The sequence below is a fragment of the Okeania sp. genome, assembly GCF_035285525.1.
In the GTDB taxonomy this organism is placed as follows: Bacteria; Cyanobacteriota; Cyanobacteriia; order Cyanobacteriales; family Microcoleaceae; genus Trichodesmium.
Window position 1 is genome coordinate 66,960 of the sequence record NZ_JAYKGW010000162.1, and the last position, 12,393, is coordinate 79,352.

Genomic DNA, 12,393 nt, shown 5'->3' on the forward strand with positions numbered 1-12,393 from the left:
TTAAAACTTGCCCAAAAGTTTAACTTGTTTACCGTCATCTTACAATTATAATAGTTGGTTTTTCAACTGTATATAACTATCTACATAGAAATTAACAATTATGCAATTAGTAACTACATTTATTTCAACGATAGATTATTTAGAAGGAGAAAAAAATAGTCAAGTTCGCCATGAATATCTTGGTGGTCAAATATTCGCTATGTCTGGTGGTAGCGAAGAACATAATCGCATTGCTTTGAATATCGCTAGTTTTTTACGTTTTCATCTCCGGGGTAGTGGATGTAAAACTTTTATTGCAGATATGAAGGTCAAAATTGATATTGCCAAAAATAACTCAGATATTTTTTATTATCCTGATGTGATGGTAACTTGTCACCCTCAAGATACGGATAAATATTATAAATGTTATCCTTGTTTAATTGTTGAGGTACTTTCTCCTTCTACCCAAAATTTAGACAGACGAGAAAAACGTTTAAATTATCAAAATTTAACAAGTTTACAGGAGTATGTATTGGTTTCTCAAACAGAAATGAAGGTAGAAATTTATCGTCCTGCAAAAGGTGGTTTTTGGTCTAAAGAAACTTTAGGAAAAGAAGATTTGTTAAAGTTAAAATCAGTGGGTTTAACTTTAACAATGGCTGATATTTATGATGAAGTTTTATAACTTTTTTAGGGACGTTATCTGCAATTTCTCTATCTTAATAATTTATCTTTTCAGTAGGGTGCCTTAACGAAGTGTAAGGCACCCTACTGAAATTTCTTATAAACTAATTAGGATACAAAATTATATAATTTTCGGCTGGTGTTTTCGTTAGTGTTTCCATTGTCTTTTTTTTGATAAACAGCGATCGCTTAATTTTTAATTATAACCTTGTAGGGACGTTGTATGCAAGGTCCCTACTTTGGAAAACTGCTATTCTAATGCTCCCAATGATAACTGTTCAATTAAATTCTATATATGTCTATCGATCTGGATTAAGACAAGTATTTAATAATTCTTCTGTTGGTAATTTTACATTAATACTTAAACCAACTACACAAGCAGAAAAATCTTCTGGCAGTAAACTACGACGACAACCTTCTAATACAGCAAACTGATTAGATATATTTGCCATTGATAAATTAATATTTTCCACACAAGTTCCTAACTCATCAACTCTTCTCACCTGTTGACAATTTAACAAAATATCTTGTGCTGGAAGTTTTTGGGTTGTACTATTATAAATCTTGGTGACACATATTGATAAATCTTCAGGTTCAACAGTTGCACTACAAGCATTAGCTACTTCTTGATTAGATAAACCTACACTTAATAAATTCTCAGAACAAAGTCTAAATGATTTGATATCTGCTGGTTCTTTCTTGAATAATTTTTGGAAATCTATTCCTGTTGCTGGTTCAGGAATAACCATCAAAAAACTAGAACTCAAAAGTTGTATTGCTGTTAAAAATATCCACCTTTTCTTCAAGTATTTCTTAGGTGTAGATAAGGAAAATTTTGATGAGAAAAAATTAGGAAAATTTTGATGAGACATAACAAATAACTAAAAATATAAACTAAATTATGGACAATTGACAAAGTAGTAATTGAATAGTATATGATAGTGGATTGTGACTAAATTTTACGTTAATGAGGAAATTATTATGGCAAGATATAGAGGTCCACGTTTAAGAATAGTACGTCGTCTGGGTGATTTACCCGGACTATCTCGTAAAAGTCCCAGACGTGCTTATCCACCTGGTCAACATGGCCAAAACCGCAGAAAGCGCTCAGAATATGCGATTCGACTAGAAGAGAAACAGAAACTAATATTTAATTATGGTGTTTCCGAACGTCAACTGCTACGGTATGTGAAAAAAGCTCGTCGTGCAGCAGGTTCTACAGGACAAGTATTACTACAATATTTGGAGATGCGCCTAGATAATACTGTATTTCGTTTGGGAATGGCTCCAACTATTCCCTCGGCCAGACAGTTAGTTAATCATGGCCATGTCACAATTAATGGTAAGGTTGTTAGTATTGCTAGTTACCAGTGTAAACCTGGAGAAGTAATTAGTATTAAAGAAAGAGAAAAATCTAAGGAAATGGTAAAGACTAATCTCCAATATCCAGGTTTAGCTAATATTCCTAGTCATTTAGAATTTGATAAAGACAAACTGGTTGGTAAAGTTAATGGTATTGTGGAACGAGACTGGGTGGCGCTTCAAATTAATGAACTATTAGTTGTGGAATATTATTCCAGACAAGCTTAATTCAGAAGTCAAAATTCAAAATTCAAATTAGGGATTTTCACTCTTTTGAATTTTGACTTTCCTGATTAATTTCTTACTTTTGACTTTGGAATGCATGAATTTTGAATTTCCTTATTAATAATAGTTGTATTCTCAAATAGGTAAACAATAAATATGTGGTTGAAGTGCTTAACAGCTTAGGAATTTTCACTCTTTTGAATGTATGAATTTTGACTTTCTTGATCAATTTCTTACTTTTGAATTTTGAATGTATGAATTTTGACTTCAGAAATTATCCTCCAATTTGTGACATAGTTCGACTATAATTTCCACTTGTACCAGACTCTCTTTGCTTAAAATTAATTTCTGGTTTTATTCCTAATAAATATTCTACTTTCTGCCGTAACTTCTCAACAGAAACTCCATTACGCAAACTACTTTTTAAATCTATTTGACCCATTTCATTTAACAAGCAAGGTCTTAACCATCCATCCGCAGAAAGACGCATTCTATTACAGCGATCGCAAAAACATTCTGACATTTGACTAATAAATCCTAAAGTTCCTTTAGCTCCAGGAATTTGAAATATATCGGCAGGTCCGTTTCCCTGAATAAAAGATTCTGCTAATCCCCATTTTTCCCTAATTTTTTGTCGTAATTCTTCTGAAGAAATCCAACCTTTATCATCAAATAACTGATCATTACCAATCGGCATAAATTCAATAAATCTAACGTGCCAATTACGATCAATAGTCAAAGCTGCTAAATCTAAAATTTCATGGTCATTCACCCCAGGAATAACAACCACATTTAATTTCAACGGGTCAAAACCAACCTCATAAGCAGCTTGAATCCCATTCCAAACCATTTGCCAACGACTACGACCCCTATTTCCAATAATTAAATTAAAAGTATCTGCATCTAGAGAATCTAAACTAATATTAATTCTTTTTAAACCAGCTTCATATAAATCTTTTGCCATATCTGCTAGTAAAAAACCATTGGTAGTCAAAGATAAATCTTTAGTCTCTGGAAAAGCAGCGATCGCTTCAATTAAATCAACCAGACCAGGACGTAATAAAGGTTCACCTCCGGTTAAACGAAACCGAATAAAACCAACAGGAATAAACACATATTTGAGCAAAATTAATAATTCATTATTAGTCAATAAATCTGGTTTTAAAATATAGTCAAATTCTGCACCCTCTGGCATACAATATTGACACCTAAAGTTGCAACGATCTATTAAACTAATTCTCAGATAATCAACTTTGTTCATATTAATACAGTGTCAATTTTATAATTAGGGAGTAGGGAGTAGGGAATAGTTAAGAGTTAGGAGGAATGGGAGTTATAGAGGAAGTAGAAGTAAGAATTATCTCTTAATTTTTCTACTCTTGTGTGAGACTTTTAAGCCAGCTTTTTGATTTTTCGGGAACCGTACTTTTTTGACTTAAAAGCTGGAACTTTTTGCTGACCTAAAAATTATGAAAGCTTTATCTGCGAATATTTTCATATTTATTCAGCAAGTCCTAATTATTTGAAAATTTTCAATTTTGCTACCTATAAGTGCTTATGCAAAATTAATTAAATATTTTATTATACATCTCCAATCTTATCCAGAAATTATCAGTTATTTCTCCCTGTTCTCTGTTCCCTCTCTCAACTAAAAAACTTATTTTGACTTATAAGTAAAACTAAAATATTGATTTGAAAATATTTATCTATAGTGTTGACTAAAACAAATATCTGGCAAAATTTCTACTACTAAATCTTCTTGTAAGTAGTAAGTTTTAAACCTATTGACTCTTCACTACTCCTTACTCCCTAACTTAAGTTTTAGCATGTTTAGGGCAGAACAATTATCCCTTGATTTTTCTGATTTCTTGGGAACCGTGTACCTCCTCTATAACTCACTATTCCTCTTGACTCTTAATTCTACGTTGCATAAGGGAGTAGGTACGGACGTTGCATAGTCCCTACCTACTCCATAACTATAGAAAATAAAATAGTGGCCAACTTTATTTTTTGTCAAATTTTAACAAAAAATAAATCAAAATGTGTAACTATAATAAGATTTGTCACAAAAAAATAAATAAAAGTAATAATCAATGTTTGGCAATTAGTCATAATTGCCTATCCTGGCCTAAGCATAAATTTCTTTAAGCTTCTTGAGCCTCCAGGAGAGAACTAAAAAAACTTTTAGCTTGATAGCTAATGTTAGCCATAGAAATGAAGATGATAAATTTTGTAATATTTTAAGAGGTACTATGACTGCTCGCTTAAAAAGATCGGTTTCTCAAAGGAAAGTTTTAATATCCATCGCACTCATAGTCTGGACTATGTGGTTAACCTTACTAGGTGCTCAAGAAGCATTTTCCTATTTAGTGAGTAATTGGGAAATAGCCCTAACAATGGTTTTTGGGTCTGCGATCGCAGGGGGTACAAGTTTAGGGGGAGGAGCTGTCGCTTTTCCAGTTTTTACGAAAATTCTCCACATTTCACCTTCTGATGCCAAAATATTTTCCCTGGCGATTCAAAGTGTAGGTATGACTGCTGCTTCGGTTGCTATTTTGTTAACTGGAATTAAAATCGAATTACGAGTCATTTTTTGGGGAAGTCTGGGTGGCTTTTTAGGAGTATTTATGGGATCTGGTTTTTTAGCTCCCCTTGTACCTCCTGATGCGATCAAAATGTCTTTTACTGTGATGCTTACCAGCTTTGCTATTACCTTATTGAAATTAAACCAACAACCGAGAGAATTATATACAGCTATGCCAGTTTGGACAGTGAAAGAGCAGAGAATTTGGCTAATAGCTGGATTCCTGGGAGGAATAATGAGTGGTTTAGTTGGTAGCGGTATTGATATCTTGGCTTTTTCGATCATGGTAGTTTTGTTCGGCCTTTGCGAAAAAGTTGCTACTCCTACTTCTGTTATTCTGATGGCAATCAATGCTATGGCTGGATTCTTTTTACAAGTCTTTGTATTTCAGGATTTTATAGAACCAGTGCGTAGCTACTGGTTTGCAGCGATTCCAGTAGTTGTTGTTGGGGCGCCTCTAGGAGCAATATGTTGTAACCTCTTGCGACGAGAAACCATTGCCAATATTTTGATAGGTTTAATTTGTATAGAAGTTATTTCGTCTTTAGTTGTGATTAATTTAACATCAATGGTAATGTACTCTAGCTTGATAGCTTTAGTCATATTCTCTTGTTTGAATTACTGGATGTACCGCACAAAAATGTATAATCAAAATGAAATAAGGATCAGGACTTACGCAAAATAATGACTTAATAGAACCGGTTTCTGGGTAATATCATGTCCGGTTGAATAGTTATAAATAAACCCACCCCTAGCCCCTCCCAAGAAGGGAAGTCAGGAGTTAAGCTAGCCCTAAACTCTCCCAGGAGGGGAAAAGGAGGAGCAAGTTTTTTTATAACTAATTATCCGGACATGATATAAGTTTTACAGGACTTACGGAAAAGTACTATATATAGAGTTAAAAAAACTATAACGTTATAGTGTTAAAAGCTATATATGTGGTCTGGTGCGTAAGTCTTGTTTTATATATTTAGGGATTGCTGATTAAATCTCAAAGGATTGAAATATAAAGGTTTTAGCCTTTTTAGTTAGGGAACAAAGTATCTAGTTTTCAGCTCTTAATGCTGCTCAAGTTAACATTTTACAGGACTAAAGCCATGAGGAAGGCAACTTCAAGGCTTGAGATTGCTATCCTGACAGATTGCTGCGCTTTCCATGTCGCGGAGCGAAACGCTGTCGCTGGCGCTGCGAGTCGCGCAATGACAGAAATAGGTTGCGCGTGCGTCAGTCCTAATTTTAGGCACATCGTTGAGCAAAAAAAATACTTTCCTACTCTCCTACTCCTTAAAGCCAACCCTATTTAATCCAGTAAATGTTGCTCCACAACTGCTGAAATACTTTGAACGTCAACATGACTATACCAAACTTCATCCGGCAAAACTAAAACTATTGGTCCGCTGCCACATTTTCCCAAACATCCACTTTTTTCAACTTTAATATTAGGAATATTAAGTGCTTGAAAAACAGTTAATACTTTTACCGAACCTTGTTTCCTACAAGTACGATTTTGACAGACTAATAAAAGTCTATTAACCTGAATATTTTCCACTACAAATTATCAAAGTTATGTAAGCATTGCCTGTAGAATAGCTGGCTGCTTACAAAATTATAGTTCATCTGGGAATAAATTTCTAGCAGCTAACCAATCACGACTAAATAACTTAGATTGATAACGAGAACCACTATCACATAATACAGTTACAATAGTATGACCAGGACCCATTTGTTTGGCTAAAGCTACTGCTGCACCGACATTAATTCCTACAGAGCCACCCATAAATAAACCGTCTTTTCTTAATAATTGATAAACCACTTTTACAGCTTCTTTATCATCAACTTGAATCGCATCATCAATCGGCACATTCATCATATTTTTGGTGACTCGACTATTACCAATACCCTCAGTAATAGAGTTACCTTCACTAGCAATTTCTCCAGTTTTTACATAACTATAAAGACCGCTTCCCATGGGGTCTGCTAATACAGTTTTAATTTGCGGATTTTTTTCTTTTAAAAATAATGAGACACCAGCAAAAGTTCCACCGGTACCAGTCGCAGCTACCCAACCATCTATTTTTCCATTAGTTTGTTCCCAAATTTCCGGTCCAGTTGTTTCATAATGAGCGGTTCTATTTGCTAAATTATCAAACTGATTTGCCCAGATAGCATTTTCCATTTCTGATGCTAATCTGCCTGACATTTTTACATAGTTATTTGGGTTTTTATAGGGCACTGCTGGAACAGGTCTAACTTCTGCACCTAAAGTTCTTAAAGCATCCATTTTTTCAATAGATTGAGTTTCCGGAATAACGATTAAACATTTATAACCTTTAGCATTACAAATATGTGCTAAACCTATTCCTGTATTACCAGCAGTTCCTTCCACAACTGTGCCACCAGGTTTGAGTAAACCTTTTTCTTCTGCATCTTTAATAATATAAAGTGCTGCTCTATCTTTTACGGAACCCCCTGGATTGAGAAATTCTGCTTTGCCTAAAATTTCACATCCAGTTTCTTCGCTGAAACTATTTAATCTGATTAATGGCGTATTACCAATTGTACCAACAAAGCCTTGTTTAATATCCATTTTTTTCCTATCTAATATTGATAAAAAAGAATCTAAGCATTCAGCTATTAGCTGTCAGCATTTCAGCAAGAAAAACCTCAACCTTAAGGAGGAGATTTAAACGAATAAAGAAAGTGAAAACTGAATTTTGTAGTCAGATAAAACTTCTGATTTATCGGGAATCGTATAATAAAGCTTTTATCTAAAACTAAAAGCAATAGCTGACTGCTGAATGCTTACAAAAGTATTTTACCAAACTTTGTTCATATTTAAAAAAAATTATGGTAATACAGGTTCCTCACTCACCCTATCAGGATTTTATAAACAGGATTGACGCTATCACCCTAGATATAGTAGTTAAAACTGTTGTGCAATAGTTTTTTCACTCTATATATAGTATTTTTCCGTTAGTCCTGACCAAGATTAATTACAGCAGACTCCATTTTTGTAAGGTACAGCCACGGAAGCAAGATGCACGGCTCCCGAAAAATCCCACTGAGAACATTAATAGGATTGACACTATCACCCTAGATATAGTAGTTAAAACTGTTGTGCAATAGTTTTTTCACTCTATATATAGTATTTTTCCGTTAGTCCTGATGAAATTATTAATATCTGTACTTCATATACCTGGAATTTGCTGTAATATACTAACCAAAAATCCTACACTGTCTTTTTCAGAGAGTGCAGGATAAAAGGCAGAAAGTTTGCCATATACAGCAGATTCCGGGCGTTTACCTAAAGTTCCTCATTTACTTTTTCTCCTTCAATTTCTGACTACTTTCAACCATATTAATAAACTCACTCCGATAACCTTCTAAATCTAAACTTTTCGATTCATTTGCCAACTTCAACACTTGATTAAAATTAGCCTCACTTTTATATTCAGAATCTCGCAAAATCATTCCATATTCAGCTACAGCAGCAGCAAATTTAAAATCATTTGAAGCATCATCCAAACTCACTCCCTTATCAATAATTGGCTGTTTTATTAACTGAGAAGTTGTACCCTTTGGCTCCTTATAACGCAACTTAACTAACATTAATTCATCACTATTATAAGCTGCCTCATCAACTTTATTATCTTGATATTTTAACTCATCAACATCCGGCAATTTCACATTACTTTTTACTCCCACCGGAATAATTTCATAAAGTGCCGTAACCGAATGTCCTGCACCTAACTCTCCGGCATCTTTCTTATCATCATTAAAATCTTGAGAACGTAACAGTCGATTTTCATAACCAATTAAACGATAAGCTTGTACTTTTGCCGGGTTAAACTCTACTTGAATTTTTACATCTTTAGCAATAGTTAATAGAGTTCCTCCCATTTCAGTCACTAAAACTTTTTTAGCTTCTAAAAGATTATCAATATAAGCATAATTGCCATTTCCTTTATTAGCTAATTGTTCCATTTTAGCATCCTTAAAATTACCAGTACCAAAACCAAGTACCGTGAGAAAAATTCCTTCATCCCGATAATTTTCGATCATTCTAACTAATTCCGCATCGCTAGAAACTCCCACATTAAAATCTCCATCGGTTGCTAGAATAACTCGATTATTTCCTGAAGATTTATAAAACCTTTTAGCTAGATCGTAAGCAAGTTTAATTCCTTCACCTCCAGCGGTGGAACCTCCAGCTTCTAAATTATTAATGGCTGCCAGAATTTTATCTTTTTCATTACCTTTTGTCGGTGGTAAAACTACTCCTGCTGCTCCAGCATAAACAACTATAGAAACAGTATCTTTTTCTGTTAGTTCATCTACCAATAATTGAAAAGCTGATTTGATTAATGGTAACTTATTGGGGTCGTTCATCGAACCAGAAACATCCAAGAGAAAAACTAAGTTACTAGGAGGTAAATCTTCTGTAACTATCTCTTTACCTTGAACGCCAATATGAACTAATTTATGTTGACTATTCCAAGGAGAATCAGAAATTTCTGTAGTCACAGAAAAAGGATTATTAGCTTTTGGTTGAGGATAATTGTAAGTGAAATAGTTTATTAATTCCTCAATTCTGACAGCATCTTTTGGAGGTAATTTACCCTCAGAAATAAAGCGACGTAAATTACTATAAGATGCTGTATCTACATCAATAGAAAATGTAGATAAAGGATTGTTTTTAACTACTTGAAAAGGGTTATCATTAATCAGATTATATTCTTCTGTATTTGAAGTTGGTTCTAGACTAGAATCTATTTGAGATTCTGCGGTTGAAGCTGGTAAACTTTGTTTTTGTACCATAAATCCTGGTGTTAAATTAAAACTTTCAGAAGCACTGCCTCTAGTGCCACCTCCAACATTTTCTCTTCTTGAAACTGGTGCATTTCGAGTAGAATTAGGTGGTTTTATTGATGCTTTATCTACTTCTGCTTCACTTTGAATTTTATTATCTTCAGCAACATTTATTATAGTTTTTCCCGTCTCTGTTTCTAGGGCTTTTTGAGCTGCCAAAAGATTATCAATATAAGCATAATTTCCATTTCCTTTATCGGCTAATTTCTCCATTTTAGCATCTTTAAAATTACCTGTACTAAAACCAAGTATAGATAGAAAAATTCCTTCATCTCGATAATTTTCAATCGTTTTAACTAATTCCGCATCCTTAGAAATTCCCAAATTAAAATTTCCATCAGTTGCCAGAATAACTCGATTATTTCCTGAAGATTTATAAAACTTTTTGGCTAGATAGTAAGCAAGTTCAATTCCTTCACCTTCAGCAGTAGAACCTCCAGCTTCTAAGTTATTAATTGCTACGATAATTTTATTTTTTTCGTTCCCTTTTGTTGGTGGTAAAACTACTCCTTTGGCTCCAGAATAAACAACTATTGAGACAGTATCTTTTTCTGTTAGTTCATTTACCAATGATTGAAAAGCTGATTTGATTAATGGCAGTTTATTCGGACTGTTCATTGCATCAGAAATATCCAAGAGAAAGACTAAGTTATTAGGAGGTGAATTTTCTGTATTTTTGCTTTGAATGGAAGTATGAACTAATTTATGTTGATTGTTCCCAGAAGAATCAGATATTTCTATTATATTTTTATTGCTGTTTGTTTTTTGTTGACTGCCACAACTTATCAAAAGTAGTAAAGGTAAAAAAGTTACTAATAATTTTACTGGCACAACTTGATTAAGGATGATATTTTTGCTTTTCATGGTATTCATTCTATTTTTTAATATAGGGCAAGACAGTTTTTGCTGAATACTTAACCTATTAGGATTCAGCTTTATAGTTAAATTCAGCAAGTCTGCATAAACTACAAAAGAGAGGGTTCCCTTTCCGTAAAAATTATAATAATTACTCTACTTATCATTTAGAGCAATATTTACTTCAAATATCTGTTACCTAACACCTAACAAAGGATAGTTTTACCAGATGACTTTTAACAAATATACCCATTTTTTCCTAACTCCTAAATGTAGGGTTTCTCAAGTTACTGAACCATAGTTGTTTTTCTTCTTTATTATTTCATTATTTCTACTCAATCAGAATTACTACTTCGGTACGGACGTTGCATAACAAAAATGCGTTTCATGTTGCGCAGCAAAACCTCCCTGCTACCTACTCCCTACCCCTTACTCCCTGATTAGAACATTTAGCAACAGAAGTGGGAAAAAGTAGAGAATTTGCTGCTTTTTGAGCAATTGTTTCCGAGACTTTAATTTGCTTCAGAGTAACCAAACCATCTTTGATAAATATATCTCTTAAAGCTGCTTTTTCCCCACTATTAAAAGTAGTCTCATAAAAGACCTCTTTAATACCAGCAGAAATAACTAATTTCAAACAAGAAAGACAAGGTTCTAAAGTTACATAAATAATAGCTCCATTTGTACAAATTCCATGTTTTGCTGCTTGAGCAATAGCATTAGCTTCGGCATGAACAGAACGGGATGGTAAAATTTTACTAGCATCACAACTACTTAATTCAGGATAACAAAAACCTTGAGTTGTACAATGTGAAGAACCAGAAGGAGAACCATTATAACCAGTTGCCAAAACTTGTTTATCTTTAACTATTACCGCCCCCACTGGAAAAGCTAAACAAGTTGAGCGAGTAGCAGCTAATTTAGCAATCATTAAAAAGTATTCATCCCAGCTCGGTCTTTGATATAATTCTTCTGTCATAATATTCCTGTTGAACCAAATCCACTAATATCTCTTTCAGTTGTACTTAATTTATCAACTTCTTCCACTTTAACAGATAAAACCGATGCTATTACCATTTGAGCTATTTTCATTCCTTTAGTTACTTGAAAGGGTTTTTTACCATGATTTATTAAAACTATTCCTATTTCTCCTCGGTAAGTTTCATCAATAGTTCCGGGAGTATTTAAAACAGTAATTTGATGTTTTAAAGCTAATCCACTTCGGGGGCGAATTTGTGCTTCGGTTCCTGATGGTAATTCTATAGAAATACCTGTATGAATTAATTGACTTTCTCCAGGATTAATTGTTAATTCATCAATAGAAAATAAATCTAATCCAGCATCTCCTTTATGTGCGTAAAAAGGAATAATTGCCGATTCATCTAACTTTTTAATTTTCAGTTTTATCATTTTTAATTTACCTGATTTAATTTTGACTTTTTAATTTTGACTTGACTTTCTGTAATTATTACTTTTTAATTTTGACTTTTGAATTTACTAAAGCTATGCAAACCTAGAAACCGGGTTTCTTTGCATAATATCATGTCCGGTGCGTTACACTCCACTCCGTTCCCTTAACACACCCTACCAATAGCTATTGCTAGGAGGGCGAATGGCATTCGCCCCTACAGTTTTATTTCCAAAAGTAGCAGTAGGGTGTAGCGTAACGCACCGATAGTCCATATCTAGTGCCGTTGCGCAAGTCGTGTATCAATTATTCATTATTAATTAAAACAGTAGGGGCGGGTTTCCATGTTACCTTAGGAAAGGTTGATAACATGAAAAAAACCCGCCCCCATAGATTTTGACGTTGTAGATAAGAGGGCGGGTTTAGC

The 12,393-nt window shown here is 33.7% G+C and carries 10 protein-coding genes; 3 read left to right on the forward strand and 7 right to left on the reverse strand.

Going from position 1 to position 12,393, the window contains the following annotated elements; genetic code table 11:
* Positions 1-100 precede the first annotated feature (100 nt).
* On the forward strand, positions 101-664 hold the full coding sequence (locus tag VKJ25_RS15525) for a Uma2 family endonuclease (protein WP_324237540.1): 564 nt from the start codon (positions 101-103) through the stop codon (positions 662-664).
* Between the two features lie 298 nt (positions 665-962).
* Here the strand turns inward: VKJ25_RS15525 and VKJ25_RS15530 are convergent, their stop codons facing one another.
* Complete coding sequence (locus VKJ25_RS15530) at positions 963-1,535, reverse strand: hypothetical protein (RefSeq protein WP_324237541.1); 573 nt, start codon at positions 1,533-1,535, stop codon at positions 963-965.
* Positions 1,536-1,644: 109 nt separating this feature from the next.
* Here VKJ25_RS15530 and rpsD point away from each other — a divergent pair, with 109 nt between their 5' ends.
* Entirely contained in the window at positions 1,645-2,253 is a 609-nt protein-coding gene (gene rpsD, locus VKJ25_RS15535; RefSeq protein WP_324237551.1) for a 30S ribosomal protein S4, read from the forward strand.
* 271 nt (positions 2,254-2,524) lie between these two features.
* Here the strand turns inward: rpsD and moaA are convergent, their stop codons facing one another.
* Positions 2,525-3,511, reverse strand: coding sequence for a GTP 3',8-cyclase MoaA (gene moaA / locus VKJ25_RS15540; RefSeq protein ID WP_324237542.1), 987 nt, complete (start codon positions 3,509-3,511; stop codon positions 2,525-2,527).
* A gap of 991 nt (positions 3,512-4,502) precedes the next feature.
* Here moaA and VKJ25_RS15545 point away from each other — a divergent pair.
* On the forward strand, positions 4,503-5,519 hold the full coding sequence (locus VKJ25_RS15545; RefSeq protein ID WP_324237543.1) for a sulfite exporter TauE/SafE family protein: 1,017 nt from the start codon (positions 4,503-4,505) through the stop codon (positions 5,517-5,519).
* A gap of 615 nt (positions 5,520-6,134) precedes the next feature.
* On the opposite strand, the gene VKJ25_RS15550 is transcribed toward VKJ25_RS15545, so the two are convergent.
* The 5 genes from VKJ25_RS15550 to dut all read right to left on the reverse strand — a co-directional run bounded on the left by VKJ25_RS15550 (position 6,135) and on the right by dut (position 11,965).
* On the reverse strand, positions 6,135-6,383 hold the full coding sequence (locus tag VKJ25_RS15550) for a (2Fe-2S) ferredoxin domain-containing protein (protein WP_324237544.1): 249 nt from the start codon (positions 6,381-6,383) through the stop codon (positions 6,135-6,137).
* Positions 6,384-6,440: 57 nt separating this feature from the next.
* Positions 6,441-7,421 carry a cysteine synthase A gene (locus VKJ25_RS15555; protein WP_324237545.1) on the reverse strand — a complete coding sequence of 327 codons (981 nt, stop codon included), beginning with the start codon at positions 7,419-7,421 and terminating at the stop codon, positions 6,441-6,443.
* 731 nt (positions 7,422-8,152) lie between these two features.
* The gene (locus VKJ25_RS15560) at positions 8,153-10,576 is read right to left on the reverse strand and encodes a vWA domain-containing protein (protein WP_324237546.1); all 2,424 of its coding nucleotides are present in this window, start codon (positions 10,574-10,576) and stop codon (positions 8,153-8,155) included.
* 397 nt (positions 10,577-10,973) lie between these two features.
* Positions 10,974-11,537 (reverse strand): deoxycytidylate deaminase, encoded by a 564-nt coding sequence (locus tag VKJ25_RS15565; protein WP_324237547.1) that lies wholly within the window; start codon positions 11,535-11,537, stop codon positions 10,974-10,976.
* Positions 11,534-11,965, reverse strand: a complete 432-nt coding sequence (gene dut, locus VKJ25_RS15570; RefSeq protein ID WP_324237552.1) for a dUTP diphosphatase — start codon at positions 11,963-11,965, stop codon at positions 11,534-11,536. Before dut ends, VKJ25_RS15565 begins: the two co-directional genes overlap by 4 nt.
* Positions 11,966-12,393 lie beyond the last annotated feature (428 nt).